The organism is Bradyrhizobium sp. 31Argb, from assembly GCF_043638955.1.
In the GTDB taxonomy this organism is placed as follows: Bacteria; Pseudomonadota; Alphaproteobacteria; order Rhizobiales; family Xanthobacteraceae; genus Bradyrhizobium.
Genome location: NZ_JBEGDB010000103.1, coordinates 1 through 25851, shown reverse-complemented (window position 1 = coordinate 25851; position 25851 = coordinate 1). Strand labels below are relative to the sequence as shown.

General features: G+C 63.1%; 30 protein-coding genes. 9 read left to right on the top strand and 21 right to left on the bottom strand.

The window, feature by feature from the left end; genetic code table 11:
- The first annotated feature begins 363 nt into the window (after nt 1–363).
- Nucleotides 364–885, top strand: coding sequence for a GNAT family N-acetyltransferase (locus AAFX91_RS20605; protein WP_394567667.1), 522 nt, complete (start codon nt 364–366; stop codon nt 883–885).
- Nucleotides 886–1046: 161 nt separating this feature from the next.
- Here the strand turns inward: AAFX91_RS20605 and AAFX91_RS20600 are convergent, their stop codons facing one another.
- The 3 genes from AAFX91_RS20600 to AAFX91_RS20590 all read right to left on the bottom strand — a co-directional run bounded on the left by AAFX91_RS20600 (nt 1047) and on the right by AAFX91_RS20590 (nt 2389).
- The gene (locus AAFX91_RS20600; RefSeq protein WP_394567666.1) at nt 1047–1247 is read right to left on the bottom strand and encodes a hypothetical protein; all 201 of its coding nucleotides are present in this window, start codon (nt 1245–1247) and stop codon (nt 1047–1049) included.
- 213 nt (nt 1248–1460) lie between these two features.
- Nucleotides 1461–1898 (bottom strand): hypothetical protein, encoded by a 438-nt coding sequence (locus AAFX91_RS20595; protein ID WP_394567665.1) that lies wholly within the window; start codon nt 1896–1898, stop codon nt 1461–1463.
- 224 nt (nt 1899–2122) lie between these two features.
- Complete coding sequence (locus AAFX91_RS20590) at nt 2123–2389, bottom strand: hypothetical protein (protein ID WP_394567668.1); 267 nt, start codon at nt 2387–2389, stop codon at nt 2123–2125.
- A gap of 127 nt (nt 2390–2516) precedes the next feature.
- On the opposite strand from AAFX91_RS20590, the gene AAFX91_RS20585 reads away from it, so the two are divergent.
- Both AAFX91_RS20585 and AAFX91_RS20580 read left to right on the top strand, forming a co-directional pair.
- Entirely contained in the window at nt 2517–3365 is an 849-nt protein-coding gene (locus AAFX91_RS20585; protein ID WP_130580098.1) for a metal-dependent phosphohydrolase, read from the top strand.
- Between the two features lie 176 nt (nt 3366–3541).
- Nucleotides 3542–3766 (top strand): hypothetical protein, encoded by a 225-nt coding sequence (locus AAFX91_RS20580; RefSeq protein WP_394567664.1) that lies wholly within the window; start codon nt 3542–3544, stop codon nt 3764–3766.
- Nucleotides 3767–3836: 70 nt separating this feature from the next.
- Here AAFX91_RS20580 and AAFX91_RS20575 read toward each other — a convergent pair whose 3' ends face one another.
- The 4 genes from AAFX91_RS20575 to AAFX91_RS20560 are packed head-to-tail and all read right to left on the bottom strand — an operon-like array spanning nt 3837 to nt 8285.
- A complete protein-coding gene (locus AAFX91_RS20575; RefSeq protein ID WP_394567663.1) occupies nt 3837–4946 on the bottom strand; it encodes a hypothetical protein in 1110 nt (369 codons plus the stop codon).
- A complete protein-coding gene (locus AAFX91_RS20570; RefSeq protein WP_394567662.1) occupies nt 4946–5602 on the bottom strand; it encodes a 5-bromo-4-chloroindolyl phosphate hydrolysis family protein in 657 nt (218 codons plus the stop codon). Before AAFX91_RS20570 ends, AAFX91_RS20575 begins: the two co-directional genes overlap by 1 nt.
- A complete protein-coding gene (locus AAFX91_RS20565) occupies nt 5602–7194 on the bottom strand; it encodes a substrate-binding domain-containing protein (RefSeq protein WP_394567661.1) in 1593 nt (530 codons plus the stop codon). The genes AAFX91_RS20570 and AAFX91_RS20565 overlap by 1 nt, the downstream gene beginning before the upstream one ends.
- Nucleotides 7191–8285, bottom strand: a complete 1095-nt coding sequence (locus AAFX91_RS20560) for a toxic anion resistance protein (RefSeq protein WP_394567660.1) — start codon at nt 8283–8285, stop codon at nt 7191–7193. The genes AAFX91_RS20565 and AAFX91_RS20560 overlap by 4 nt, the downstream gene beginning before the upstream one ends.
- A 311-nt stretch (nt 8286–8596) precedes the next feature.
- Here AAFX91_RS20560 and AAFX91_RS20555 point away from each other — a divergent pair, with 311 nt between their 5' ends.
- Entirely contained in the window at nt 8597–9208 is a 612-nt protein-coding gene (locus AAFX91_RS20555) for a TIGR00730 family Rossman fold protein (protein ID WP_394567659.1), read from the top strand.
- Nucleotides 9209–9344: 136 nt separating this feature from the next.
- Here the strand turns inward: AAFX91_RS20555 and AAFX91_RS20550 are convergent, their stop codons facing one another.
- The 4 genes from AAFX91_RS20550 to AAFX91_RS20535 form a co-directional block, all read right to left on the bottom strand.
- Nucleotides 9345–9839 carry a hypothetical protein gene (locus AAFX91_RS20550; protein WP_245476426.1) on the bottom strand — a complete coding sequence of 165 codons (495 nt, stop codon included), beginning with the start codon at nt 9837–9839 and terminating at the stop codon, nt 9345–9347.
- Nucleotides 9840–9974: 135 nt separating this feature from the next.
- A complete protein-coding gene (locus AAFX91_RS20545; RefSeq protein WP_394567657.1) occupies nt 9975–11735 on the bottom strand; it encodes a methyl-accepting chemotaxis protein in 1761 nt (586 codons plus the stop codon).
- A gap of 262 nt (nt 11736–11997) precedes the next feature.
- Nucleotides 11998–12627 carry an aspartate/glutamate racemase family protein gene (locus AAFX91_RS20540; protein ID WP_394567656.1) on the bottom strand — a complete coding sequence of 210 codons (630 nt, stop codon included), beginning with the start codon at nt 12625–12627 and terminating at the stop codon, nt 11998–12000.
- A gap of 20 nt (nt 12628–12647) precedes the next feature.
- Nucleotides 12648–13997 (bottom strand): aspartate aminotransferase family protein, encoded by a 1350-nt coding sequence (locus tag AAFX91_RS20535; protein WP_394567655.1) that lies wholly within the window; start codon nt 13995–13997, stop codon nt 12648–12650.
- Nucleotides 13998–14118: 121 nt separating this feature from the next.
- Here AAFX91_RS20535 and AAFX91_RS20530 point away from each other — a divergent pair, with 121 nt between their 5' ends.
- The 4 genes from AAFX91_RS20530 (at nt 14119) to poxB (ending at nt 18145) form a co-directional block, all read left to right on the top strand.
- On the top strand, nt 14119–15093 hold the full coding sequence (locus tag AAFX91_RS20530; RefSeq protein ID WP_165421266.1) for an ABC transporter substrate-binding protein: 975 nt from the start codon (nt 14119–14121) through the stop codon (nt 15091–15093).
- Between the two features lie 7 nt (nt 15094–15100).
- Nucleotides 15101–15391: an ATP-binding cassette domain-containing protein gene (locus AAFX91_RS20525; protein ID WP_394567653.1), complete on the top strand. Its 291-nt coding sequence runs from the start codon at nt 15101–15103 to the stop codon at nt 15389–15391.
- A gap of 99 nt (nt 15392–15490) precedes the next feature.
- Complete coding sequence (locus AAFX91_RS20520) at nt 15491–16258, top strand: ABC transporter permease (protein WP_394567652.1); 768 nt, start codon at nt 15491–15493, stop codon at nt 16256–16258.
- 159 nt (nt 16259–16417) lie between these two features.
- Nucleotides 16418–18145: a ubiquinone-dependent pyruvate dehydrogenase gene (gene poxB, locus AAFX91_RS20515; protein ID WP_394567650.1), complete on the top strand. Its 1728-nt coding sequence runs from the start codon at nt 16418–16420 to the stop codon at nt 18143–18145.
- Nucleotides 18146–18261: 116 nt separating this feature from the next.
- Here the strand turns inward: poxB and AAFX91_RS20510 are convergent, their stop codons facing one another.
- On the bottom strand, nt 18262–19473 hold the full coding sequence (locus tag AAFX91_RS20510; protein ID WP_394567649.1) for a threonine ammonia-lyase: 1212 nt from the start codon (nt 19471–19473) through the stop codon (nt 18262–18264).
- Nucleotides 19474–19553: 80 nt separating this feature from the next.
- Between AAFX91_RS20510 and AAFX91_RS20505 the strand changes: the two genes are divergently transcribed.
- The gene (locus AAFX91_RS20505; protein WP_282529102.1) at nt 19554–20066 is read left to right on the top strand and encodes a DUF1697 domain-containing protein; all 513 of its coding nucleotides are present in this window, start codon (nt 19554–19556) and stop codon (nt 20064–20066) included.
- A 24-nt stretch (nt 20067–20090) separates the two neighbouring features.
- On the opposite strand, the gene AAFX91_RS20500 is transcribed toward AAFX91_RS20505, so the two are convergent.
- From AAFX91_RS20500 to AAFX91_RS20460, 9 genes are all read right to left on the bottom strand, one after another.
- Nucleotides 20091–20249, bottom strand: a complete 159-nt coding sequence (locus tag AAFX91_RS20500) for a hypothetical protein (RefSeq protein WP_394567648.1) — start codon at nt 20247–20249, stop codon at nt 20091–20093.
- 138 nt (nt 20250–20387) lie between these two features.
- Nucleotides 20388–21515: a hypothetical protein gene (locus tag AAFX91_RS20495; protein WP_394567646.1), complete on the bottom strand. Its 1128-nt coding sequence runs from the start codon at nt 21513–21515 to the stop codon at nt 20388–20390.
- A 138-nt stretch (nt 21516–21653) separates the two neighbouring features.
- Nucleotides 21654–22376, bottom strand: coding sequence for a di-trans,poly-cis-decaprenylcistransferase (locus AAFX91_RS20490; protein ID WP_394567645.1), 723 nt, complete (start codon nt 22374–22376; stop codon nt 21654–21656).
- A gap of 32 nt (nt 22377–22408) precedes the next feature.
- On the bottom strand, nt 22409–22789 hold the full coding sequence (locus tag AAFX91_RS20485; protein WP_394567644.1) for a winged helix-turn-helix domain-containing protein: 381 nt from the start codon (nt 22787–22789) through the stop codon (nt 22409–22411).
- Complete coding sequence (locus AAFX91_RS20480; RefSeq protein WP_282529107.1) at nt 22776–23393, bottom strand: hypothetical protein; 618 nt, start codon at nt 23391–23393, stop codon at nt 22776–22778. Before AAFX91_RS20480 ends, AAFX91_RS20485 begins: the two co-directional genes overlap by 14 nt.
- Nucleotides 23394–23616: 223 nt before the next feature.
- A complete protein-coding gene (locus AAFX91_RS20475; protein WP_394567643.1) occupies nt 23617–23976 on the bottom strand; it encodes a DUF1428 domain-containing protein in 360 nt (119 codons plus the stop codon).
- 174 nt (nt 23977–24150) lie between these two features.
- Nucleotides 24151–24867, bottom strand: coding sequence for a DUF899 domain-containing protein (locus AAFX91_RS20470; protein ID WP_130580696.1), 717 nt, complete (start codon nt 24865–24867; stop codon nt 24151–24153).
- 21 nt (nt 24868–24888) lie between these two features.
- On the bottom strand, nt 24889–25233 hold the full coding sequence (locus tag AAFX91_RS20465) for an SRPBCC domain-containing protein (protein ID WP_394567642.1): 345 nt from the start codon (nt 25231–25233) through the stop codon (nt 24889–24891).
- A complete protein-coding gene (locus AAFX91_RS20460) occupies nt 25233–25679 on the bottom strand; it encodes a helix-turn-helix transcriptional regulator (RefSeq protein WP_282529110.1) in 447 nt (148 codons plus the stop codon). Before AAFX91_RS20460 ends, AAFX91_RS20465 begins: the two co-directional genes overlap by 1 nt.
- Nucleotides 25680–25851 lie beyond the last annotated feature (172 nt).

The following is a 25851-nucleotide window of genomic DNA, read 5'->3' as shown; positions in this document are numbered from 1 at the left end:
CTCCTGCCACCCGAAAACTTGCCGATCCTCGAATGGCTCGGTATCAAAACGTCAAAATCACTGTGATGAACCACTAGAGTGCGATCCAGATTGGAATGGTCGGCGTCCATCGTCGGAGCCGGCTTGAGCGAGCCGCGCCTCGCGGCCCGCGTAGATTCACACGACAATCAAGTGCCCGTGACTAATGGCGACTTGATCTAGATCAAGCACCGTGGTCCCCCCCGAGCGGCAGGTTTGATTGCCGATGACGCGGCAATGGTTCTGAATGCCTTGGTTGAATCGAGCGCCATGCTCCGGTGTGGGCCTCCTCACTCCGCTTGGTCGCAAAACCGGCCGTCAGATTGTTGGAACAAGAGGCAGCAGATGCCGGAAGCCGCAACCTACACAGCGCTCGAGCGCCTGAACGACGGCAGCCAAGTCGAAATCCGATCGCTTCGACCGGACGATGAGGCCGACATGATGGCTGCAGTCGGGCGGGCGAGCGCGCAATCCCTGCAGCGCCGTTTCTTCGCGGTGAAGCGCGGCTTCTCGGAGAAGGAGCGCGCCTTCTTCATGGACATCGATTTCAGAAATCATGTCGCGCTTGTCGCACTCATCGAGGAAGCCGATCAATCGGCGATCGTCGGAGGCGGCCGATACGTTGTGTTCGAGCCCGGGCGAGCCGAGATGGCATTCGTGGTCGTCGATGCCTGGCAAGGACGCGGCATCGGCTCGATCCTGATGCGTCACCTCGTCAAGATTGCTCGTAATGCCGGGTTACAGGAATTGACCGCAGAGGTTCTGCCCGAGAATGCCGCGATGCTGAAAGTGTTCGGAAAATTCGGCTTCAAGCCGGTGTCGCGGCGAGACCCGCAGACGATCCATTTGGCGCTGACGCTCACCTAAAGCGTGATGACTTTTCTTCGAATCGTCATCCCGCTTTGGCTCTTTGTTTGAGCATGATCTTTTCGGAAAACCGGTACCCACTTTCCCGGATCATGCTTTAGAAACGGATTGTCCGGATCATGGCCCTGCTGCCATGCGTTTATCACGGGCACTTTTGCAGGTCACAGGTAGAGCACGGCAACTGCGGTTATTGCCCCAGAAAATATTCCGAGCGAGATCACGGCCGCTTTGAATACCAAGTCATTCTCGGCAAACCACAACAAGCCAGACCTCAATCCGAGAACGCCCCTGCGCCAACGCAACCGGGCGATGGCGAAGATCACTATGGTTTTCGCCCGGGTCGTGTTTGAGAACGGCGGCATGGCCCCAATACTCCACACCACCCATGATGTGGCTGCGGCTGGCAATTGACCAGTGCAGTTTGTGCCACCGAAAGCTCGCAGCGTAGCAGCGCTTGCCTAGGCTGAAGGCGCGACTTCGCTTTCCTCCGGCGCTAGTCGCATGTGATCTCTCAGCCGCTCATCCTCGCCTGCGCTCCACCCCACTCCCGTGTGCGGCGCGAGCGAGGGGAGTCTTCAGTCGTCGTCAGCTCCCTGAATGGAGAAGCCTTGGCCATACGGGTTCGTCGGGCTATCCGGTATGTACGGATTCCCAGCACCGAAGGGATTGTTGACGCTATCCGGAGAGAAACGACTTCCATAACGGCCGTATGGGTTTGAAATCGAATCCGGATCATACGGGTTGCTGCTTAAGCGCCCGCGATAGTTTCCCTGGCTGTCATACAGCTTGGGTGCATCCATCGCGTACAGATTATTGGCGGAGCTGTTGCTGTGGACGCTGCCATATCGCCCGTACGGATTGTTGATCCCGTTTGGATTATACGGACTGCCAGCACCGAATGCGTTCCCCGTAGAGTTCGGGGCATATGGATTGGCGGAATAGTTGCCGAGGTATTGCGCGCCTGCGCTAGATGTCATCACGACCAGCAGGGCGATGCTCAAGGCCATCTTCATCGGCATTTCCTCTTCGTTGCAGCATCACGGTCGTACTCGTCGGACATACAGTCTTCAGGCAGTATGGCTGCACTCAACTTTTCACGAGCTCCCTGAACGTCACGTGACCAACCGCCATGATGCATACCGTAGCCGGATATCCGGCGGCTGCAGCGGTCCTTGCGGGCCGAGGTTGACCGGCCTATCGGCATAGGCACCCACCTCACGTGCGGTCGGGCGCACCGCTACCTCAGCCCGAGAAGGGAGCGCCGGTAGCCGCTGGCGCGGGCTTCGCTCCTGCACACAAAGCTTCCGGTGTGACCCAGTCCGTAACGTTTTTGCCCTTTCAGGTAATAGCGCGCGCGCCGGAAATCGAGCCAAACCACGGAATCATCAGGGCAATGCCGCTGGGCCTGGGCTTGATAGCGGAACGGCGTCAGCGGGACGGCCTTTGCCTCGTGTGCGGCGCACACGAAAAGTGAGAAAAAGACGACAAGTCCACTGTGGTTGATCCAGGTCAACGGCGCGCCCCCGGGCGTTTCTAACGTCCCGATCCATATCATTTTCAACGTGCCGCCTGAAGACGGCCGGAACCGACTGTGCTATCTTTCGACCGGCCGCGATTGAGCGAGCAGCAACATGCTCACCATTCCACATCTCACCGCGCAGGCGCTCGGCGCCTTTCTGGCCTCCGAGACAAACGGACGGTTCGGCGCGTCTTACGGTTACCTCAACGAACTCCTGCCGTATGCGGCGCGCCTGGCGCTCGAATGCATCGGCAACAGCGACGCGCTCTATCACGATATCGAGCACTCGATGCTGGTCACCCTGGCCGGCCATGACATCCTGATGGGGCGCGCCTTGTCGCGGCCGACGACGGCCGAGGACTATTCAAATTTCATCCTGGCCTGCCTGATCCACGACATCGGCTATGTCCGCGGCGTCCTTCAAGGGGACGGGGACGACCTCTATGTCGCCGATGTCACCGGCGCGACCATCCGGCTTCCGCGCGGCGCGTCGGACGCAGCGCTCGCGCCCTATCACGTGGACCGGTCCAAACTGTTCGCGCTGGAACGTTTCGATACCGTTGAACACGTCGACGCCAACCGGATGGCGCGCGCGATCGAATACACGCGATTTCCCTACGCGCCGTCATCGTCGGACGACGATCTGAACAATGAAGAGGGCCTGCTGCTGCGCGCCGCGGACCTGATCGGCCAACTCGGCGACCCCAACTATCTGAGGAAGGCGAACGCTCTCTTCTATGAATTCGAAGAGACCGGGATGAACAAGCAGCTCGGCTACGATACCCCGGCCGATGTCGTGTACAAATATCCGCAGTTCTATTGGAACACCGTTGCGCCGCAGATATCGACCGCCATTCGATACCTGAACGTCACGTCAAGCGGCCGCCAATGGATCGCAAACCTTTACAGCAATGTGTTCAGGGCGGAACGAGAGATGAGGCTGTCCGGTCCGGAGCTGTGACGCCCATCAATTGCCCGCCCCATCAATTGCCGGGCACACGCGGCATGTGGCAGATGTAACCGAATTATCCGGCCTTGAAATGTGCGCGTAACCCTGACCTTCGAAGTTCCGGCATGCGGCACCGCTCGCGGTTACCGCAAAATGCATTCGTTAGCCGGAGGCACAAGGAAGAATTCATGGCAAACAAACTCGCACTGGCTGCATCGGTCATCATGCTGATCGCAATCTCGGGCGCGGCGGTTGCAGGCAGCCCGAAAATGCACGCCCGCACGCATTGGTCCGCGGCATCTTACGCTGCACAAGCCGCGTACTACCCTTACGCCTTCGAGCCCGCAGCGCCCTGGCTCGCGTACTGGCCCAACGTGCGCCGGTATCAGGGCGGACCGAAGTCCGACTATTGAGATCGCCGGCATAGCCAGCCCGGCAGGCTGGTAAGGCCCAACGATTAAGGCGCGGTGCACCGCTTGCGCGCTATGCTGCCAACCGGTCGAGCAGCGCCAGCATGACCGGGGCGTCCGGCATCGGCAGCACCGCGTCGATGCGCTCGATCAGGCGCGATTGCAGCAGCGCATTGCGCGCCTTGCCGATGGTGCCGAGCGGACCGCGGAATCCGTGATCCTCCCATGCCATTTCGAGCAGGCTTTCGCTCATCAGCGCGTCGATGAGGTCGTCGGCCTGGCGCTCGATGCTGATCAACGGATGCGCGGAGAACACCGTCGGCTGCGGATAGAGGATCACCGGCTTGGCCGGCGCGTTGGCCTCCAGCCGCTTCCAGCGCTCGGCATCCTGCAGCACCCACTCCACCAATTGATTCTCGTAGCCGACGATCAGCGGCTGCGCACCGGCGCCGCCGGCAACATAATCGTCGAACAGTTTTCCCGAGGACGGCGGCTTGAAGCCCATGCGGCGGAACACGGTGGCGACGTCGCCGTCGATGCGGCTCAACGTATCCGGCATCACCACGTCGCCCGAGAGCAGGCTCGCCGCGAGGCCGGCGAACATAAATCCCGAATTGGATTTGTTTGGATCGGTGCAGACGATGCGGGCGCGGCCGAACAGGTCTGAGACGCCGATCGCCGCCCAGGTCTCGCCAGCGATGATCGCCTTGAGCAGCTTTGAAAGGTCCGCCTTGTAGCGCGGGCCGCCCATCGGCTCGGCGAAGCCGCCCTTCACCAGACCATCGGCAATGCGGTCCCATGAATAGAGCACGATCGGCGAATTGAAGATCACCTGGTCGCGCGAAATCTTCAGGCCCGAGGTGCGCGCCACCTCCACCAGCACGGAGGAAGACGGCCACAGGAATTGCGGCTTCTGGTCGAGCAATGCACGCTCGCGCACCATCTCCACCGATCCAGCGCGGCGCCCGTCGAGCACCAGCCCAAAGCGGCGTTCGAGCACGCCGCGGACACGCGCATTGGCGAGGAAGCCTTCCTTCTCGCCGCCGGCGAACCCGAACAGCTTCTTGGCTTCACCGAAGCGGCCGGCGATCTCAGGATGTTCGCGAAGATAGAGATAGCCTCCGGTCGCCGCGGCGCTTGCGGCGACGAGGCCGATCCCGAACGCACGACGCGACATGGCCATCAGGTTGTTCCCTTCTTCTGCCCGGACGGGATATCGGCCCGCGCCGGTCCGATATCCTCGTCGAGCGAGCTTTTCAAAAGCTTGAGTTCGATGTCGAGCCTGTCGAGATCGGCATCCTGCAGATTGGCCGCGTAGCGCGTGAACGCGGCATCGAGCCGCTCGATCAATTCACCGGTCGCGGCAAGCCGCGCGGCGTCGGGCACGGCGCTGCGCTCCAGCGAAGCATAGGCCTCAGTGATCTCGGCCGCGCGCGGCAGGTAATAGGTGAGGAAGCGCCTGACACGGTCGATGCGCAGCGGGTCCCGCTCGATCGCGGCGAAGATATCGCGCGCGATCTTCACGAGGTGGCGGACGCGCTCGGCCACCGCACGGGTCCGGATCGCTGCCGCCGCGGTTTCCATGCGCTCCGTCAGCGGCTCGGCCTCCGTGAGGAGCTCGCGCGCGAATTCGATGCGGCCGCGCGCCGCGCCGCTGGCGTCGAGCTCGGCGAAGCGCCTGCGCGGCGCCATCACCGCAACGACGCCGCCGCCGGCGAGCGCGCTGACGAGGAGAGCGATCCAGAACGGCATCCCGACGCCGATCGCAAGCGAAGGCAGCAGGATGGCCGCCGCCGCGCCACCGGCAATCCAGCCGAGCCCGGACGGCGCGGCCGCCATCAATTATATCCCCGCACCGAGCGGAACGCGTCCGTCAGGCTCTTGGTGCCGTCGAACACCCTGCCGCCGGTCAGCTTCGCGAGATTGTCGAGCTGGCTGCGATCGACCTGGTCGCCGAACGTGACCCCGAATACCGGCACACGCTGGCCATCCGCCCGCCACGCGGCCTCAAACGTCGACAAATAGCCCTGGCTCTTGCCGTCGGTCATGATGACGATGGCCGGCAAATGCTCCCCGCCGTCGAGCAGCGGCTTCATGGCGACGAGCGCCCGCTCGCCACAGGTGTAGAAATCGGTGCCGCCGCCGGCGCGCAGCTCCAGCGCCTGGGTGAGAAGCGTGGTCTGCTCGGGGTCGGCGCCGGTGGCGCGCGCCGTCCACAGCACATGATCGTTGAACGGCAGCAGCAGGATTTCGTCCGCCTTGGTCCATTGCACCAGCAGCTCGCGCGTGCGGGCGGGCGTCAAAAGGAAACGCATCGCGTCGAGCAACTGGGTCTCGCCGGCCCCCTGCATGCTGCCGGAGACGTCGAGGCACAAAGCGGTGAGCGAGGGACGGCGGAGCGCCTCCTGATAGATCGACAGCGCCTTCTGAATCACCGCGGGCTCGGGCGGGCGGATGACGTTCAGCGCGCGCGCCGGATCCAGATTGGTCTTGGGATCGGCGGGAAGCGGCGCAGCACGGCCGACCTCCACCCGCCGTCCGGTCTTGGCGATCCGCGCCTGAACCTCGCCCTTGAGCAGGAAGGCCTGCAGATCGGCAAAGAAGGTCTCGACGTCCTTGCCGCGGCCGCGATCGACGAAGCCGAGCGGAGAATCGGCGACCGCCACGCCGTCTTCCGGATAGATCGCGTAGAGCGGCTCGTGGCCATCGGCGATCAGTTTGTCATTGGTCTCCTTGATGACAGCCTCATAGTTCCAGATCGCCTGGTAGTGCGCACCATTCCGCTCGCCGTCGCGATAGAGATCGGCGAGCCACCCGCTCGACCCCGCGCTGCGCTCGACCCCTTTCAGAAGGCCGCGCGCCGTCGCCAGCACCTCGGGCTTGTCGAGATCGCCGGCTTCGATCAGGTCGGGCTTGCCGATGCCGGCCGCGAGCATCGCGAGGTAGGCGGCCGCGCCCGAGTTCGACTGCGTCGCCGAGGTCATCAGGAATTTCAATCGGCCGGCCTCGACGGCGGCGAGAATATCCTTGGCCGTCACCTTGGCGCCGATCCAGTTCAATTCTTGCGCCTTGGAGCGGCGCACGCCGAGGATGACCGGCATCTGCACGATCGACTTGACCGACTTCACCCGGCGCTTGGTGTCGAACATGTCGATCCAGATCGAGGCCGCCGGCCACACCGCGTCGGCCGGCGGATCGTCGCCCTTGAGCGCCAGCGCGATGTCAAGCGAGCCCTGATAGCGCATGGTGCAGGCGGCATTGCGCGACTTGCAGAATTCCAGCACCAGCGGCTCGAGCACGTCATTCTCCGAGCCCGACAGGATGGTGAATTGCGGTCCCGGGCCGCCGCTGCAGCCGGAGAGCAGTACGGCGATCAGCGGCGCCGCAGCGAGCAGCGCAAGCCAGCGCCGCGGGAACAACGCGAGGCTCATGCAGAGGCCTTGGTCACCGCGGATTTCAACTCGTCGGTCAGCTCCGACATGCGCTGTTCGATCTCGGCGCGCTTGGTGCGGCCCTGCTCCTGCACGGCGAGCACGCCCGAGATGGTGTCGATCAGGTCGCGATTGGTCTTTTCCAGCGTCGTAATGTCGACGATGCCGCGCTGCGACTGTTTCTCGATCTCGATCGCCTGGGTCTTCATCATCTCGGAGGCCTGGCGCATCATCTCGTTGGTGGCATCGGTGATGGTCTTCTGCAGCTCGAGCGCGGATTTCTGCCGGTTCAGCCCGAGCAGCAGGATCATCTTCTGCTTCCACACCGGGATAGTGAGTTCGGTGGTGGCCTGCAGGTTCTCGATCAGGGTCTCGTCGCCCGATTGCACGATGCGGATCTGCGGCAACTGCTGGATGCCGATCTGGCGTGCCTGCTGCAGATAGAAGATGCGCTTCTCGAGCCGGTCGAGCGCCTGGAGTGCGTCCTGATAGGTCTGCGCCGCGAGCAAGGCGTCGCTGCTTTGGCCTTGCGCGGTCGCTGCCCGCTCCATCGCGACCAGCTTGCCGCCGCGGAAGTCCGCGGCGAAGGCCTTGCCGGCGTTGATATGCGCGTCGAGCTGGCCGAGCGCGGTCCTGGTCTGCTCATAGAGATCGTCGAGCAGCGCGATGTCGCGGCGCAGGACCTCCTTGTTGCGATCGAGCTCGACGCAAACGCGATCGATCTGCGAGGCGACATCGCCGAACTGCTCGGCAAAGCGGCGCAGCCGTGCCTCCGCCGACGAGAACAGGCGCGTCAAGAGGCCGCTGTCCTTGAGATCGGCGGGATCGAGCCCGCGCGCTTTTGCCAAAATGTCCGACAACAGCTTGCCGGTTGTTCCGAGCTCTCGATTTTGCGTCTGGGACAGAATGCGGTCGGCGAACTCGACCACCGACCGCTGGGCGCGCTCGCCGAACGTGACGATGCGCGAACGATCTGAAATATCGATTTCGGACTTGATACGTGCAATCACTGATGCATCTGCCGGCAATGCCGGGACACTCGTCGTTTCGCTCACCGCCTCACTCCCTCTCGGCCGCGGCCATGATAGCATGCCGGACTGGTTCCGCAGCTAAGCGCAGGCGACACGACAGATTGATGACAGTCCCGGGGGTCGATGACAGGCCTGTTGATGAAGCCCTTCCCGGATCGGCATACGTTACCGGCTGGCGCAAAACCCGATCTGGCTCGACCCGCCCGCACGGAGAAATTCCTGTTTGAATTCAAAGATGTATGCGCAGGTCATTCACAGCACCGATCCGCCGATGCATCACGTTGTAGCGCAACGCCGCGATCCCCAGCCCCTCATGCTAACGTCGATCCGCCGACGAATCGTTTGCAGCACGAAAGGTCCGCACACATCCAATGCAGAACCAAAACGCCAAAGCGCTGAAATCCGTCTGTATCTTCTGCGGCTCCAGCCCGGGCCGTGATCCGATCTATCTGGAGACGGCGGTCGCCACCGGACAGGCGCTGGCAAAGGCCGGCGTCACCATCGTCTATGGCGGCGGCAAGGTCGGGCTGATGGGAGCGGTGGCAGACGCGGCGCTCGCGGCAGGCGGGCGTGTCGTCGGCGTCATTCCGCGCGCGCTGGTCGAGCGCGAGATCGGACACACGGGCTTGAGCCAGCTTCACATCGTCGAAACCATGCATGAGCGCAAGACGATGATGGCACAGCTATCCGATGGCTTCATCGCGCTGCCAGGCGGTGCCGGAACACTCGAAGAACTTTTCGAGGAATGGACCTGGGCCCAGCTCGGGATCCACCAAAAGCCGTGCGGCCTGCTGAACGTAAAGGATTACTTCGCGCCGCTGATCGCGATGGTGGAGAGGATGGTCGCCGAAGGCTTCACGATCGCAGCCTATGCCGAGATGCTCATCATCGAAACCAAGGTGGACGCGCTGCTCAGCCGCTTTGGAACCTACCAGCCGCCGCCACGAAAATGGCTGCGCACGGAGGCGGCCGCCAAACCATAGAGCATGATCCGGGAAGGCGGAGACCGGTTTGCCCTCGCGACAACAAAACGCGAAGCGTTTGAGCGGAGATCATGCTCAAACCAGAAGATGAAATCGTGATCTGGTTCCGTTCAACCGAATCACGATTTCAGTTGCGTCACCCGCCGTGCTTCTGCGGCTTATGGCCGCTCTGGCCGGGATCGTTGTGCTTGTTGTGGTGGCTTTCCTGGTTCAGCCCGCCGCGGCTCACCGGAAATTCCGACTGGCGCGCATCCTGTTTCGGATGTCTCGCGCCTGCATCTTCCACAATGCGCGCGCCTCGTTGCTCGACATTGCGCGCGTCGGGAACATCGGGCTTGCGTTCCAGCATCCGCAACTGCTGCTCATGGGTCTTCTTGCCCTGCAGCACCGTCTTGCGCGATTTCGGCGTCTGATCGCGCGACGGGCGGCCTTGCCGGCGATCTGGCGCCTCGATACCGCCTTGCGGGTTGGTATCGTTCTCGACGTCGCCCTCAAAGGTGTTCTCGCCTTCGACCTCCTCGAGATCGTCCGGCGTCGCCTGCGCCATCGTGACGCCCTTCGATCCGCCGATCAGCGGATTGCGATAGAGGTCGACATCGCTCGGCCGTTTCGTCTTGTCGTGTTTCGTCATGATCGGTTCCCCGTACAATCGAGCATGTACGAGGACAACGCGCGCGAAATGCGGGAGTTCATTCCGCGATCGGAATCGAAGTGGAGTTGGACGTCTCAGGAACCTCACTCGGCCCGAGACGACCTTTTGGTCAGGTCAGGCAGCCCGCACCGTCTGCAGGAACCGGCTAACTTCCGTCTGGAGCCGGCTGCTGTCGCGGGACAGCGATTGCGCGGACGAGAGCACCTGCGTGGACGCCGAGCCTGTCGCGGTGGCGCCGCGCTGCACGTCGGTGATCCGCGAAGAGACCTCCTCGGTCCCTTGTGCAGCCTGTTGCACGTTGCGCGCGATCTCCTGCGTCGCCGCACCCTGCTCTTCGACCGCGGCGGCGACCGTCGAGGCGATCTCCGCCAGCGATTCGATCGTGTTGCTGATCTGGCCGATGGCGCCGACCGATTGATTGGTCGCGGTCTGGATCGCCGCTATCTGCTGACCGATTTCGCCGGTCGCCTTCGCCGTCTGCTCCGCCAGTGCCTTCACCTCGGATGCGACGACCGCAAAGCCCCGGCCCGCGTCGCCGGCGCGCGCAGCCTCGATGGTGGCGTTGAGCGCCAAGAGGTTGGTCTGGCCTGCAATGGTGTTGATGAGCTCGACCACATCGCCGATGCGGCTGGCGGCTTTGGAAAGTTCGCTCACGCGCTCGGTGGTGGCGCGCGCCTGGCCGACCGCATCAGCCGCGATTCGCGCCGAATCCTGGACCTGTCGGCTGATCTCGTTCACCGAAGACGACAATTCTTCAGTGGCGGTCGCCACTGATTGCACGTTGGCCGACGCTTCTTCGGAAGCCGACGCCACCGCAACCGTTATTTCCTGGGTGCGCTCGGCCGTCGAGGTGAGCGCCTTTGCGGAGTGCTCCAGCTCCGTCGACGCCGTCGAGACGGTGCTGACGATCTCGCCCACCGCTCCCTCGAACGCATCCGCAAGCTTGATCATCTCGGCCCGGCGCTGCCCGGCGAGGGTATCATCCTGCCGGCGCTTGGAGTCGGCCTCGAGCATCGCCCTCTCTTCCGCCTTGACTTTGAATGTCTCGACAGCGCGCGCGACCGCGCCGATTTCGTCCTTGCGCCCGATGCCGGGCAACTGGACGTCGAAGTTACCATTCGCGAGTTCTTGCATGGCCCGGCTCAGGCTGCGCATCGGTCCCGCGATCGAAAGCGCCGACAGCACCGAGGTCACGATCAGCAGCAGGGCCGCAACGCCGCCGATCGCTAGCGACATCCTGTCGGCCGAGGCTGCCTGCTGCGTCGCCTTTTCGATCTCGCCGGCCATAGCCTGCTTGGCACGGTCCACAATCGCATTGGCGTTGGATTCGAGCTCCGCGGAAAGCGACAGCATGACGTCATTGGCGATCTGTCGTGAATCCGTCGTCAACTGGGCGGCGCGCGCCTGGGCCTCGTTCGAGATCGTCAGCCCGGAAGCTTCGACGGAGGCAATTTCCAGAAGCTCGGTTTTCATCTTCGCCAGTTTCTCGGCGGCGGACTCATAGGCAGTCGCCGTGCTCTTCAGCTTCTCCAACTGCGAGCGCGCATCGGCGGCCGAGAGACGGGAGATATCATCGATGAACCCGAGGAATCCTTTGTAGCGTGCCGCCAGATACTCGGTGGCCTTCTGCAATTCTTCATCGGTGGTGGCAACGCGGATGTTGGCCGCGCCGATCTGCAGGCCTCGCGCCTCCGCCTTGGCGTCGATTGCCGCGCGCGCGATGTTGGACTGCAGGAGCACGCTCTCATTGGTGCGGCTGACCGTGGCATTCGCCGTCAGTTGATTCACGATCATCAGCGCGACGAAGATCACGCCGAGCGCGGATGCAATGCCAAGCTTGGCTCCGATCCGTAAGTTTTGAATACCTTTGATCATGCCCACCTCGTTGCAGTCTGGCCTTTGGCCCAACCTCTTTAGCAGGGGCGAACTTATTGTTGGGGCTGTTTAATTAACGTTAAACGGCGGCAGCGAAAGCGATGAAACAACCCGAGAGCGAATGAATCATCGCTTGCGGAAACGTACGCTGCATATGCCGACGCGCGAACGCTCAGCTCGCACAACTCTCTGATGTACTTCTTCGTCCAGAAGACGCTTGGTCAGGAAGATTCGGCAGCGCGCTTGTCCGCATAGGATACCGTCAGCAGAGCATCTCCTTCAACTTCGACACGGCGCTATCCGGCGTCGTCAACACCGGTCGTCCCGATGCCTGCTCAACCGCTGATGCCGCCGGCGCCATGCTGTATTGCGCGAGCGCGATGACGTCGCAGTCGCGCAAGTCTTTCGATGCTTCGACCACAAGCCGATCGTGCTCGGCGCGATCGCCGCGATCGAGCGCCGCCAGCGCGCCTTCCGCCAGCCTCAGTATCAGCTCGACGGAGTCGGGAAACTCGCGAGGCATGGACGCCAAGGTCGGCGGAAATGTCGAGAGCAAACCGACCTTGCGGCCGCTTCGCGCAGCCTGCTCGATCATCGCCTCATTGGGCTTCAAGACCGGCATCGGCGCATGCGCCCGCGCGACGGCCTCGATGCACGGACCGAAGGCGGAGCAGGTGAATAGGATCGCGTCGGCGCCCGTGCTCACGACATAGCGGCCGAGCGCGAGGAAACGTTCAGTCATGACGTCGGTGAACCGGCCGTCGCGCGCCAGATCGGCCGACAGGCTGTCATCGAGCAAGTTCATCAGCCGCGCTTCCGGCCACAGCTTTGCGAATGATGATTCGATCGGCTGAATCGAATGTTTCAGGGCGTGAATGAGTGCGATACGCATTTTCGTTGTTCTGCTTCCGATCAATGGCCGATGCTCGTCAGCGCCCGGTCGACGGCCCGGCCGAGCCGATCGACGATCATATCGATATCACCAGGCGTTGCGATATAGGGCGGCGCCAGCAATACATGGTCACCGCGGCGGCCATCAACGGTGCCGCCGGAGGGATAGCAGGCAAGCCCATCCTCGAATGCCGCGGCCTTTATCTTGTGGTGAAGCTTAAGAGTGGGATCGAACGGCTCGCGCGTGCCGCGGTCGGCGACCAGCTCAATCGCCTGGAACAGGCCGCAGCCCCTGATATCGCCGACATGGCGATGATTGCCGAAGCGCTCAACGAGGCGACGTTCAAGCTGCCGGCCCAATTCCTGCACGCGATCGAGCAGTCTTTCATCGTCGATGATCCGCTGCACTTCTAGTGCAGCCGCGCAGGCCAGCGGATGCGCGAGATAGGTATGGCCGTGCTGGAATGCGCCCGAGCCGTCGCGGATCGTTTCAGCGATGCGGGCGCTCGAGAGCATTGCACCGATCGGCTGGTAGCCGCCGCCAAGGCCCTTGGCGATCGCCTGGATATCGGGCGCAACACCCTCCTGCTCCCAGGCATGCAACGTGCCCGTGCGCCCCATGCCGCACATCACCTCATCGAGGATCAATAGCGCGCCATGGCGATCGCATACCTCACGGATGGCCTTGAAATATCCCTCCGGCGGCGGCACGCAGCCCGCGGTGGCGCCGACCACGGGCTCCGCGAGAAAGGCGGCAACGGTATCAGGCCCGAGGCGCTGAAATTCGGCTTCCAGTTCGGCCGCGAGCCGTGTGACGAAATCGGCTTCCTGTTCGCCGTCGCGCTGCTCGTGATAGGCAAAGGCCGGCGTCACATGGCTGAACGCCTCCGACAGCAGCGGCGCATAGGGCTCGCGCCGCCACGCATTGCCGCCGGCCGCGAGCGCGCCCAGCGTGTTGCCATGATAGCTCTGCCGCCGCGCGATGAAATGCCGGCGCTGCTTCTGACCGATTTCGACGAAGTACTGCCGCGCCAGCTTGATGCTGGCTTCGATCGCTTCCGATCCGCCGCTGACGAAATAGACGTAAGCGAGACCGCCGGGTTCGTGACCCACAAGCTTGTCGGCGAGCGCCTCCGCCGGCTCGGACGAGAAGAACCCGGTATGGGCATAAGCGAGCTTTGACGCTTGCCGCGCCACTGCTTCCACCACACGCGGATGCTGATGACCAAGACAGGAAACCGCGGCGCCGCCGGAGGCATCAAGAACTTTCCGGCCATCTTCGGCGAGCAGCCAGACGCCCTCGCCGCCGACGGCTTTCGGGGGCGTCTCGCACAAATTTCGGTGCATCACGCGGCTGAAGCGGATAGCCATGACGGTCAGCCTTTCCTGATGAGAGATCGCAATGAGGGCGAGCTTACTCGGAGGTCGCAATCATAGTCTATCGCGGCACATTTCTTGCTACTCCCAACGGGACTTCCCAGGGGAAATTTCCATGCAATTGACGACCCGAGTGACCGCGATCCTTGCCCTGCTCGCAGCCTTTGCGGCGCTGCCCGCCCCGTCGCTGGCGCAGGACAAGGTCGCCGTCGGCGTGTTCCCGCTCTCCTCGTCGCTGCCTTATTTCGTCGCGCTGGAACGCGGGTTCTTCAGGGAACAGAACATCGAGCCCGAGATGACGAAACTCCTGGGCGGGCCTGCCAATGTCGCGGCGCTGATGACCAACCAGATCGAGGTCTCCGCCGTGCTGGTCACGCTCGAAGGCCTCAACGCCAATGTCAAGAAGCCGGGGGTTGCCACCTATATCAGCCTCAACAGCCAGACCAAGGTCTGGAAGATGGAGCAGTTCGTGGTTCGCAGCGGCTTTGCGGCGAAAACGATCGCCGATCTCAAGGGCGCCAAACTGATGTCGGCGCCGGGTCCGGCCAACATCAACACCGCCAAAGCGATCCTCGCCAAGAACGGCCTGAAGGAAGGCGACTACACCATCGACCAGCTCGACATGGGCCAGCACGTCAACGCGATGACGGCGGGCACATTCGACGGCGGCTACACGCTCGAGCCGAATGCATCGATGATGATCAAGGCCGGCGTCGCGCATCCGATCGAGGCCGGGGTGATCTCGAAATACATCCTCGGCAATGAGAATGCCAACGCGTACGCCGCCGGCTGCGCGATGACCGCCGACTTCATCCAGAAGCGGCCGGATGTGGCAAAACGCTTCGCCGCCGCCTGGGCCAAGGCGATCGCCTTCATCAACGCCAATCCGGATGAAGCGCGCAAGCACCTCGCCAAGAATACCTACACGCCGGACAATGTGGTCGATATGGTGCCGATGCTCGGCTATGTGATGGTCGGCGACATGACCAAGGAGCAGCTTGCCGATCTGCAGGCCTTCGCGGATTTCGGCAACTCGATCGGCGTCGTGCCCGAAAAGATCGACGTCAGCAAATTCCTGCACAAGTTCTGAGGGGCGTATGACGAGTGCGGCCGCAAGCATGGCGAGCGGGCCGGCCAGCGGCTTCGACGAGTCGCGCCGGACGGCGCCGCATGTCACGATCCGCGGGCTTTCCAAGCGTTACCCTGACGCAGTGATCTATGACAATTTCGATTTCGATATCCCGCGCGGCAAGCTCATTTCCGTGTTCGGGCCGAATGGCTGCGGCAAGAGCACGCTGATCAACATGATCGCAGGGCTGGTGGCTCTCCGACTACGTATTGCTCCTGTCGCGCCATCCGGCACGGGTGGTCGAGTTCGTGCCCTATGACGCGCCGCGGCCGCGCTCTGACAAGACGATGACCGAGCCCTCCTTCGTCGCCACCAAGGCGCATTGCCTGAAACTGTTTCAACACGAGGTGCGCCGCGGATGACCGGACGCAAGCAAATCGCGAGGGCGTTGCTGCCGCTGGTCGGTGTCGCGATGCTGCTCGCCGTCTGGACGCTGGTGAACGGGCTGAAACTGGTCGATCCCGTGCTCCTGCCCTCGCCCGCCGCGACGTTCAAGACCTTGTGGGAAGGCATGACCAGCGGCAAGCTCGGCGTCGATTTCGTCAAGACCGTGGTGCGGACGATCTCCTCCACCGCGATTGCGGCCGTCATCGCCATTCCGCTCGGCATCCTGCTCGGCTCCTCGGAAAAACTCTATCGCTCGGTCGAGTTCCTGATCGACTTCTTCCGTTCGACGCCGGCCTCCGCGATGTTTCCGCTGTTCCTGGTGCTGTTCGGCGTCGGCGACCGCACCAAGATTTCGGTGGCCGCGTTCGGCGCCGGCCTCGTGATCCTGTTCAACGTCGCCTATGGCGTCATGAACGCGCGCAAGACCCGCCTGCTTGCCGCCAAGGTGATGGGCGCGTCGCGGATGCGCGTGCTGTTCGACGTGATGCTGCTGGAGTCGCTGCCGCAGACCTTTGTGGGTTTGCGCAACGGCGTGTCGCTCGCGCTTGTCATCATCGTGGTCGCCGAAATGTTCATCGGTTCGACCGACGGGCTCGGCCAGCGCGTATTTGAGGCGCAGCAATTGTTCGACATGCCCGGCATGTATGCCGCGATCTTTGCCGCCGGCGCGCTAGGCTATGCGCTCAATCTGCTGTTTCTGCTCGTCGAACGCCGCTTCGTGCACTGGGCCGGCCGCTAGAAGCAAGGCCCTTACGGTCTCAAGACGAGGCCGTGCGAACCGGAAATATCCCGGTCACCATGCTGTGAGCAGTCCTCGCCTCGCTCGGGCCGGATGGCCTATCCTTGGCGCCACCGACGCATACTCTGACCGAAACCTCCATTCCCCAGGGAGAATCTCATGGCCCGCACCGTTGCCGACCAGATGGTCGAGACCTTTGCCGCAGCCGGCGTGAAGCGCATCTACGGCATTGTCGGCGACAGCTTGAATGGTTTCACTGATGCACTGCGCCGCCACGGCGGCGTCGAGTGGCTGCATGTGCGCCACGAGGAAGTTGCGGCTTTCGCCGCCGGCGCCGAGGCGCACATCACGGGCGAACTCGCCGTCTGTGCCGGAAGCTGCGGGCCCGGCAATCTGCATCTGATCAACGGCCTGTTCGACTGCCATCGGTCGCGCGTGCCGGTGGTGGCAATCGCGGCGCATATCCCTTCACCGGAGATCGGCTCGCACTTTTTCCAGGAGACGCATCCGGAGCATCTGTTCCGGGAATGCTCGACCTATTGCGAACTGGTGTCGGGCGCAGAGCAGATGCCGCGCGCGCTCGAGATCGCGGTGCGGCGCGCAATCGCCGAACGTTGCGTCAGCGTCATCGTGATTCCCGGCGACATCGCGCTCAAGCCGGCCACCGGCACGTCTGCCTCGACATCGACAGGGCTGGTCCTGTCGCAGCCGGCGGTGGCGCCATCAGATGCCGCGCTTAAACAACTCGCCGACCTCCTCAACCAATCGGAACGTGTCACGCTGCTCTGCGGCAGCGGCTGCGCCGGCGCGCATGACGAATTGATGCAGCTTGCGGAAGCCCTGAAGTCGCCGATCGTCCACGCCATGCGCGGCAAGGAATATGTCGAGTGGGACAATCCTTACGATGTCGGCATGACCGGCCTGATCGGCTTTTCCTCCGGCTATCATGCGATGGAAAACTGCGACACGCTGCTGATGCTCGGCACCGATTTCCCATATCGACAATTCTATCCGAAGGACGCGCGGATCGCGCAGGTCGATGTCAGGCCCGAGGCGATCGGCCGGCGCGTGCCCGTCGAGCTCGGCGTCATCGGGCAGGTCGGCCCGACATTGCGCGCGCTGTTGCCGCGGCTGACGGCCAAGGACGACCGGCGGTTTCTCGATGGCGCGCGCAAGCATTATGCCGAAGCGCGCCGCGGCCTCGACGAGCTCGCTTCCGGCCGCAAGGGCGGCACGCTGCATCCGCAGCAGATCGCGCGCCTCGCGAGCCAGCTCGCCAGCGAGGACGCGATCTTCACCTGCGACGTCGGCCTGCCGACGGTCTGGGCGGCGCGCTATCTCGCCATGAACGGAAAGCGCCGCCTGATCGGCTCGTTCTGGCATGGCTCGATGGCCAACGCGATGGCGCAGGCGATCGGCGCCCAGGCGGCCGCGCCGGGACGCCAGGTCATCTCGCTCTCCGGCGACGGCGGCTTCACGATGCTGATGGGCGATCTCTTGAGTCTTTCGCAGCTCAAGCTGCCGGTGAAGGTGATCGTGTTCAACAATGGCGCGCTCGGCTTCATCGAGCTCGAGCAGAAATCCTCCGGCTTCCTCGACACCGGCACGGAGCTGAAGAATCCGAACTTCGCCGCGATGGCGGAGGCCACCGGCATCAAGGGAGTGCGCATCGAGGATCCGGCCGAGGTCGAGGGCAAGCTTGCCGAAGCCTTCGCGCATCCCGGGCCGGTCGTGATCGACGCCGTCGTCAACCGCCTGGAGCTCGCGATGCCGCCCAAGGTGACCACCGAAATGGCCAAGGGCTTCACGCTCTACATGGTGCAGGCAGTGCTGAACGGCCGCGCCGACGAGGTCGTCACCCTGGCGCGGACCAATCTGTTGCGCTGACAGAGGCGAGATCGAGCTGCAGTTACGTAGCCCGGATGCAGCGAAGCGTAATCCGGGACTGCTGGAGCCACGTGCGAGAACCCCGGATTGCGCTTCGCTCCATCCGGGCTACGCATTTACGTGCAGCGCGCCGAAAAACCTGATGCCGCGAGCTTGGCCAGCACATCGTCCAGATGGGCGCGGTCACGGGTTTCGATCACGAGCTCGAGCAGCGTCGCCTTGGCCGGCAGCGCCGAGAAGGTGCGCTGGTGCGAGACCTCGATGATGTTCGCACCGGCTTCGGCCAGTAGCGCCGAGACGGCGGCGAGTTGGCCGGGTCGGTCGACGATGTCGAGCGCGAGCTGCGTCAATCGCCCCTCGCGCGCGAGCTCGCGCGTCAGGACCGAGGCGATCAGTCGCGTGTCGATATTTCCGCCGGTCAGCACCAGGCCAAGCTTCTGCCCCGCGAAGCGCTCCGGCGCGGCCAACACCGCAGCGAGGCCCACGGCGCCGGCTCCTTCGACGACCGTCTTCTCGATCGAGATCAGCATCGCCACCGCGCGCTCGATCTGATCTTCCGTGACCAGCAGGATGTCATCGACCAATTCGCGCACGATCTTGGTCGTGATCTGGCCCGGCGCCTTGACCGCAATGCCCTCGGCAAGGGTATCGCCGCGCATCGGCAGATGCTCGTTCCTGACGGCGTTGTACATCGATGGGTAGAGCTGGGCCTGGACGCCGACGATCTTCAGACCGGGCTTGAGCGATCTGGCGGCGATCGCGATGCCCGAGATCAGCCCGCCGCCGCCGATCGGCACGACGAGCACATCAAGATCGGGTACGGACGCGAGCATCTCCAGCGCAATCGTGCCCTGGCCCGCCATGATCAGCGGATCGTCATAGGGATGGATAAATGTCATGCCGCGTGTCTCGCAGAGCTTGCGGGCAAACTGCGCGGCGTCCTCCAGCGTCGCACCGGAGATGATGACTTCGGCACCATGGCGCCGCGTGTTCTCGATCTTCACCATCGGCGTGCCGATCGGCATCACGATCGTTGTGGGAACGCCGAGCCGCAAGGCGTGGTAGGCGACGCCCTGCGCATGATTGCCGGCCGACATCGCGATCACGCCGCGCAGCCGTTCCTCCGGCGACAACGCCTGCAGGCGGTTCAACGCCCCGCGCTCCTTGAAGGACGAGGTGAACTGCAAATTCTCGAATTTGAGCCAGACGTCGCAGCCGCAGATCTCGCTCAGCGTCCGGCTCTGGTTGAAGGCCGTGACGATGACGGAATCGCGGATGGTGGCCGCGGCGGCCCTGATATCGGCCAAGGTGATCGGAAGGTTTTTCAAGTTGACCTCGGTTTGTCCTGTAGCTCTTCTTGGCGCGCCTGTGGCATGCTCACGGCCTCCCTCCTTGGATACGGCCTGGAATGCCAACCTATATTGCCCTGTTGCGTGCCGTGAATGTAGGCGGAACCGGCAAGCTGCCAATGGCCGAACTGAAAGCGATGTGCGTCGCCGAAGGATTTGCAAGCGTACAAACCTATATCGCCAGCGGCAATGTGGTGTTCGACAGCAAATTGCCCGCCGCGAAGGTGAAAGCGGCGCTGGAGAAGCGGCTGCAGGCCTATGCGGGCAGCCCGATCGGCGTGGTGATCCGGACCGCCGACGAGATGGCCGCGGCGCTGAAGGCCAATCCGTTCCCGAAGGCGCCGCCGAACTGGACGGTCGCGATCTTCCTTGATGAGGCGCCGCCGGCCGATGCGCTTCAAACGATCAAGGGGCAACAGGACGAAGAGGTGCGCCTCGGCAAGCGCGAAATCTATGTCGCCTACGGCTCAGGGATCGGCCGGTCGAAGCTGAAGATACCCGCGGCGACGAACGGCACGGCGCGGAACATCAACACGATCGCGAAGCTCGTGGAGCTCGCGTCGGGCAGTTAGAGCATTTTGAGCGAAGTGGAGGGCTCAGGCGTCCTGGAGCGCAGCCTGCGCGTCCTCGCGCGGCCTGACCGGCTCGGCCCGCTCGACCACGTCGCAGTTCTCGCAATGCAGGACGGTACGGAAATGCTTGTCCAGCGCGACGGTCCGTTGCCGGCTGCATTGGCAGCGCATCTGCTTGTCCATGGGAATGACCCTGGTTGTACTTGATTCGCGGGAAGGTCGGTGCGCCTAGCTAGCCGCTAAGGGTTAACCTAGTGTGACGATGATGATGCGAATCTGGCGCGGCTTCGGCTCGCCGGCCTCCCGCCGGGACCGGAAACGTCAGTGAAGGCCGTTAGCTGCAAGCCGGACCAGCAATTGCCGCTTGGCCTTGTGCCGCGCCCGAAGATCGGTCAGGCGGCGATGAAACTCGTCGTCAGTCCCTTGCTGGAGCGAAAGCTCGCGTAAGTCCGCAAGCATGACGGCCGCTTGATCATAGGCGTTGTTGTTGCGAAAGGCGACAATAGCTTCGACGTCCGTCCAGGCAGATTGGCCCCGCCGCTTCAGGGCATCTATTCTGACCTTCCTGGCTTTCGTCTCGCGCTCCTGCTCGCGCCGTTTCTCAGCCTGCCTTCGCTCTTCCTCCACCTTGCGGCGCGCTTCCGCCAAATCAGCCGCGATCTGGCGCAGTTCGCCGGCCTGCCTGCGTGGTTGCACAGGCTTCCCTGGCGAGGTGGTGGGACGGCAACGGCGACGGAAATCCGCGCGGATCAGCGGATCGCCATCGTAGAGACGACGTAGATAGCCGTCTTTCTCCTTCGCGCCGAGAGCTTTGATGATCGCGGTGACTTCCTGTTCCGATGGTTCGGGCCGCAGAATCGCGGGCTTTGCGGCCGCCGCTTCGACGAGGTCGCGATCGATGCAGAAGAAGTTTGCAAATGCGACAAGCTGAGGCGTCAGCGGTCCTAGTCCGTCGAGCGGCTCGACCGTCTCGTCCGGAATGTCCTCGCTCTCGACCGACATCAGCCAGACGAGATAGAGAAGCCGCAGATCGCCCTCGAGGAGATCGTTGCGCAGCGGCGCGATCCCATCCAGCCAGCCCTCTCCGCCTTCGTCCTCCACATCCAGTTCATCCCGCGCTACGTCGAGAATGACGTTTTCTCCTTCGGATCGAATGCGGGCCACATCCCGATCGGCAATGAATTGTTTCAAGCGAGGGACTTCCAGCGCGAGCTTGGGAATGCGGATCGCGATCTGTCGCGTGCCCCAATTGGCCAGATAAAGGAACAGATCGAAGTATCGCGCCATCAGCCGATCAGGATTGCCCTTGAAGTCACCCCAATTATAAGTGTTCACAAAGGTCCTGGCGGTGATGTCGGCGCGGCTCGACAGCGCACGCAGTTCTTGCTGATCGGTCGGAGTGAGAAGCCGATCGATCGCCCTGAATTCGTAGTATTGGTATTCACTCACGTGGTCACCGCTGGTCGTTCGATCCTGACGCTCGCACTGGAGCGACACATGTTACATTCGAACGAGCCGGGTGATTAAGAACGGGCTTTGAATCTTCAACAGGAGACTTCCGACCTGTTGCGTCCGCGTCCGCGGTATTCAGAGGCTCGGCACGTCCTCGAGCGCGACCGGTTGCAGGCCACCGAAGCGGCGTTCGCGGCGGTGGAAGGAGGCTAGCGCGTCCGCGAGATCGTCCCCATCGAATTCCGGCCACATCCGATCGGTGAAGTGCAGTTCGGCGTAGGCGCCTTCCCACAGCATGAAATCGGACAGGCGCTTTTCGCCGCTGGTGCGGATGATGAGATCGACGTCGCGCAGATTCGACTCGCCGGTGACGAGTTCGGAGAAGGTCTCGCGCGTGAGCTTGCCAAAGCCGGCGACCCGCGTCGCGGCGTTGAGGATGGCATCGCGCGCGGAGTAATCGATCGCGATGCGCAGATGCAGAGCGTCGCCATCAGCCGTCGCGCCTTCCGCACGGGCGATCGCAGCCGCAATGCCGTTGGGCAGACGGTCACGGCGGCCGATCACGGTGAGGCGGACGCCATTGCGCACCAGCGCCTGGATCTCGTTGGCGAGATAGAAGCGCAACAGGCCCATCAGCGCGCTGACCTCGGCCTTCGGCCTGCGCCAATTGTCGCTGGAGAAAGCGTAGAGTGTCAGCGTGCCGACCCCCTGCGAGGGCGCCGCCTCGACGATGCGGCGGATCGCTTCGACGCCGGCCTCGTGGCCGCGCAGCCGCGGCAGCCCCCTCCGCGTCGCCCATCTTCCATTGCCGTCCATGATGATGCCGACGTGAAGTTTGGAGGAAAGATCACTTTGCATTACAAAGTCTCCGATCAAAAAAGGAATCGTGATCAGGCCGGCAGGATGCCGAGCCGGGAAGGCGCAGCGCCTTCCTTGCCCGCGGCCTTGGCGGCGTCGCGCACCAGCCGCTCCAGCACGACCAGATAGTCGAGGAAGCGGCGGCGGCCCGCCTTGGTGAGGCGGCAGGTGGTGTGCGGGCGGTTGCCCTCATAGCCCTTGGTGACTTCGACGAGTCCGGCTTCCTGCAACACCTGCAGATGACGGCTGAGATTGCCGTCGGTCAATCCGCAAAGCTGCTTGAGATCGGCGAACGCCAATCCCTTGGGATGCGTCATCAGCGAGGTCATCAGCCCGAGTCGCGCCTTCTCGTGGATCACGCGGTCGAGACCGTCATAGGAGAACGGCGCGTTGTTGGCTTCAATCTTCGACATCGTTTTCTCCGGTGGCGAAATACAACAGGGCAGCCATCAAAACCTGGCCGACGACGAAGGGCAGGCCCATGGTCCAGGGCGACAACGCGTGGCTCTGGCTCGCGACCACCAGCACCGCAAAGCCGGAGAGGAAATACCAGGCGCCGGCAAGGGCGATGCTGCGCGGCAACGAGCGGACGGAGGCGAACACGCCGAGGCTGACCAGCACCTGCCACAGGCCGGGCAGCATCCACAGCGTTTCCGGGGCGAACTTCCACAACAGGATCGCGAGCAAGACGCCGGCGATGCCCGCGGGCAGGAACTGCTCGACCGCCTGCTGGATCATGGCGTCCGCGAGCCCGGAATGATGGCGGCGCGAGCGCGCCCGCATCTCGGTCCAGATCAGCGCGGCCGAAAGCAGCGCGGCCACGGTCCAGCCGCCAAAGAAGGTGAGCGGGTTCCCGGTCGGATTATCGAGCCAGAGGAACTGCAGGATCGCCGTCAGCAGCGCCACGCCGGCGGTGGCGGCCACGGTCGCCGGACCGTAACCGCGGAACGCCGTGCCCGCCGCAATCTGGCTGCGGATGGCAAGAATGTCGGCCAGGGCCTTGTCGAGGTCGCGCATCGGTTGTCCGAAACTTTGCATTGCAAAGTACAGGAGTCGCGACACGGGCGCAAGTCAGCCACCGGCCGACTGGCGATCACTTCGGCCGTCTCTGCGGAAACAGTTTGTGTAGGGCTAGAGCGTTTTCGAGCGAAGTGGATACCGGTTCGCGTGAAGAAAACGCGTCAAAACAAGAATCTGGAGCTTCGGTTCTGATTCAATCAGAACCGAAGCTCGAGCGCCGCTATACCTTCACCAGGCTCGCAAATCCGCCATAGATCATACGCTTGCCGTCGAAGGGTACCGACTTGCCGTTCATCATGGATTTGAGGCGTTCGTCCGCCATCACCTTGGCATTGATCTTGTCGCGCTGGGCGCGGGATTTGTAGGTGATCCACGCGAACACGACGGTCTCGCCGGGTTTCAGCTTGACGCTCTGGGGGAACGAGGTGAGCTTGCCGGGCTTGACGTCCTCGGCGACCCATTCGCGATAGTCCAGCGCGCCATACTCGCGCCAGATCTTGCCGCACTTTCGCGACATCTGGGCATAGGCGGCGAGATTCTTCTTCGGGACGGCGACGATGAAGCCATCGACATAGGGCATGGGCGGTTCCTGTTGTTGTTCCCGTCATTGCGAGGCGGAAGCAACGAAGCAATCCATTTCTCCGCATACGGCGGCATGGATCGCTTCGTGGAGCCCGTCATTGGGCGGCGCTAGCGCCGACCCGGCGGCTCGCAATGACGGTTTGCGGGTCTCTCAGCTATGGCAACAGGATGCCTAAACCGGCGTCGGCTGGTATTGGTCACGGTGCCGCACCCAGTCCATCGGATAGGGCAGGCCCTCTTCGTGACGGCCAAGCGGCGTGAGGTCGAGATAGTGATAGGCCGCGTTCATCATGTCGAGGCCACGGGCAAAGCACGAATAGGTGTGGAAGATGTGGCCGGCCTCGTCGCGATAGAACACGCTGATGCCCGGCGCCTCCTCGACGCCGAAACCGGACGTGCCGAAATTGTAGATCCTGGCGCCCGATCTCAGTTCCTCCGGCGTGAACGACACCGCGAAGTCATGATTGAAGTCGCTGTTCGCCGAGGACAGCCAGTCGAACGTCCAGCCCATCCGCTTCCTGAACGCTTCCAGCTTCTCGAAGGGCGCGCGCGAGATCGCCACCAACGTGGTGTCGCGCGCCGCAAGATGCGGGATCATGCGCTCGTTTCCGTCGGCCCAGAACGAGCAGCTCTTGCAGCCTTCATCCCAATCGGGCGCGAACATGAAGTGCTGCACGACGAGTTGCGGCTTGCCCTTGAACAGGTCGGCGAACGCCAGCTTGCCGTTCGGGCCGTCGAACAGATAGGACTTGTCGATCTTGACCCAGGGCAATGCCCGCCGCTCCGCGCTGAGGGCATCGCGGGCACGCGTGAGTTCCTTCTCGTGCGCCAGATGGGCCTTGCGCGCTTCGAGCCATTCCTCGCGTGACACGACCTTGTGTGGCTGCATGGCACCCTCCTTTGACAGCATTCAGGCGATGAAATCTTCCAGCTTGGCGAACAGCTCGGTCCATCCACGCTCATGATTGTCGCGCGCGGTCTCGTCGACGAACTGCTCGTGATGGAAGGTCAGCAGCGTGCCGGCGCCATCGGGTCTCAGCGACACGGTCACCAGCGACTCGCGCTCTGGCGTCGAATGCCAGGCCCAACTGAAAACCAATCGCTCGTTCGGCACGACGTCGCGATAGACGCCGCCGACTTCGTGATATTCGCCGTCGTTGCCGTTGAAACTGATGCGGTAGCGCCCGCCGGCACGAACATCGAGCTCAGCCCGCACAGAGCCGGGCTTCACATTCGCCGGCCCGAACCATCGCACTAGGTTTTCCGGTTCGGTCCATGCGGCGTAGACTTTTTCCGGCCGCGCGCGGAAACGGCGCGTGAGGGTGAGGCCGGGGCGCGCGGCGGGGCCGGGCTTGGCGCTGCTGATGGCCATGGGTCTTCCTCCACGAAGGCGGCAAGGCGATCGAAATTGTCGGACCAGAAGCGCACATAGCGATTGAGCCAGTCCATCGCCTGCTCCATCGGTCGCGCAGTCAGCCGGCACGCCACCGTGCGGCCGGTCTTCTCCCGCGTGATCAGGCCGGCATCCGACAATACGTCGAGATGCTTCATGATCGCGGGCAGCGACATCTGAAATGGCTGCGCCAGTTCGCTCACGGACAGGCTTTCCTTCTCGCCAAGCCGCGCCAGAAGCGCGCGGCGAGTGGGATCGGAAAGCGCCGCGAACGTGCGGTCCAGCGTCTCGTCGAGATACTTAACCATATGGTTTAGTATAGGCTCGATCGATCACGAGTCAATGGCTCGAATCGCGGGAACATTCACGAAAATTTGGCGCTCAGAAAGAGGGGGGCTAGCCCTGAGCAACCGGCGACATGGGTAACACTTCAAACCGACGACATGGGTAACACAATTCTCGTTTCGTTCAGGTCTGCTG

Excerpts from the sequence above, each read along its gene's own strand:
- AAFX91_RS20605 (WP_394567667.1), top strand. The coding sequence starts at position 364 with ATGCCGGAAGCCGCAACCTACACAGCGCTCGAGCGCCTGAACGACGGC.
- AAFX91_RS20600 (WP_394567666.1), bottom strand. The coding sequence starts at position 1,247 with ATGCCGCCGTTCTCAAACACGACCCGGGCGAAAACCATAGTGATCTTC.
- AAFX91_RS20595 (WP_394567665.1), bottom strand. The coding sequence starts at position 1,898 with ATGAAGATGGCCTTGAGCATCGCCCTGCTGGTCGTGATGACATCTAGC.
- AAFX91_RS20585 (WP_130580098.1), top strand. The coding sequence starts at position 2,517 with ATGCTCACCATTCCACATCTCACCGCGCAGGCGCTCGGCGCCTTTCTG.
- AAFX91_RS20580 (WP_394567664.1), top strand. The coding sequence starts at position 3,542 with ATGGCAAACAAACTCGCACTGGCTGCATCGGTCATCATGCTGATCGCA.
- AAFX91_RS20575 (WP_394567663.1), bottom strand. The coding sequence starts at position 4,946 with ATGGCCATGTCGCGTCGTGCGTTCGGGATCGGCCTCGTCGCCGCAAGC.
- AAFX91_RS20570 (WP_394567662.1), bottom strand. The coding sequence starts at position 5,602 with ATGGCGGCCGCGCCGTCCGGGCTCGGCTGGATTGCCGGTGGCGCGGCG.
- AAFX91_RS20565 (WP_394567661.1), bottom strand. The coding sequence starts at position 7,194 with ATGAGCCTCGCGTTGTTCCCGCGGCGCTGGCTTGCGCTGCTCGCTGCG.
- AAFX91_RS20560 (WP_394567660.1), bottom strand. The coding sequence starts at position 8,285 with ATGCTATCATGGCCGCGGCCGAGAGGGAGTGAGGCGGTGAGCGAAACG.
- AAFX91_RS20555 (WP_394567659.1), top strand. The coding sequence starts at position 8,597 with ATGCAGAACCAAAACGCCAAAGCGCTGAAATCCGTCTGTATCTTCTGC.
- AAFX91_RS20550 (WP_245476426.1), bottom strand. The coding sequence starts at position 9,839 with ATGACGAAACACGACAAGACGAAACGGCCGAGCGATGTCGACCTCTAT.
- AAFX91_RS20545 (WP_394567657.1), bottom strand. The coding sequence starts at position 11,735 with ATGATCAAAGGTATTCAAAACTTACGGATCGGAGCCAAGCTTGGCATT.
- AAFX91_RS20540 (WP_394567656.1), bottom strand. The coding sequence starts at position 12,627 with ATGCGTATCGCACTCATTCACGCCCTGAAACATTCGATTCAGCCGATC.
- AAFX91_RS20535 (WP_394567655.1), bottom strand. The coding sequence starts at position 13,997 with ATGGCTATCCGCTTCAGCCGCGTGATGCACCGAAATTTGTGCGAGACG.
- AAFX91_RS20530 (WP_165421266.1), top strand. The coding sequence starts at position 14,119 with ATGCAATTGACGACCCGAGTGACCGCGATCCTTGCCCTGCTCGCAGCC.
- AAFX91_RS20525 (WP_394567653.1), top strand. The coding sequence starts at position 15,101 with ATGACGAGTGCGGCCGCAAGCATGGCGAGCGGGCCGGCCAGCGGCTTC.
- AAFX91_RS20520 (WP_394567652.1), top strand. The coding sequence starts at position 15,491 with ATGACCGGACGCAAGCAAATCGCGAGGGCGTTGCTGCCGCTGGTCGGT.
- poxB (WP_394567650.1), top strand. The coding sequence starts at position 16,418 with ATGGCCCGCACCGTTGCCGACCAGATGGTCGAGACCTTTGCCGCAGCC.
- AAFX91_RS20505 (WP_282529102.1), top strand. The coding sequence starts at position 19,554 with ATGCCAACCTATATTGCCCTGTTGCGTGCCGTGAATGTAGGCGGAACC.
- AAFX91_RS20500 (WP_394567648.1), bottom strand. The coding sequence starts at position 20,249 with ATGGACAAGCAGATGCGCTGCCAATGCAGCCGGCAACGGACCGTCGCG.
- AAFX91_RS20490 (WP_394567645.1), bottom strand. The coding sequence starts at position 22,376 with ATGCAAAGTGATCTTTCCTCCAAACTTCACGTCGGCATCATCATGGAC.
- AAFX91_RS20485 (WP_394567644.1), bottom strand. The coding sequence starts at position 22,789 with ATGTCGAAGATTGAAGCCAACAACGCGCCGTTCTCCTATGACGGTCTC.
- AAFX91_RS20480 (WP_282529107.1), bottom strand. The coding sequence starts at position 23,393 with ATGCGCGACCTCGACAAGGCCCTGGCCGACATTCTTGCCATCCGCAGC.
- AAFX91_RS20475 (WP_394567643.1), bottom strand. The coding sequence starts at position 23,976 with ATGCCCTATGTCGATGGCTTCATCGTCGCCGTCCCGAAGAAGAATCTC.
- AAFX91_RS20470 (WP_130580696.1), bottom strand. The coding sequence starts at position 24,867 with ATGCAGCCACACAAGGTCGTGTCACGCGAGGAATGGCTCGAAGCGCGC.
- AAFX91_RS20460 (WP_282529110.1), bottom strand. The coding sequence starts at position 25,679 with ATGGTTAAGTATCTCGACGAGACGCTGGACCGCACGTTCGCGGCGCTT.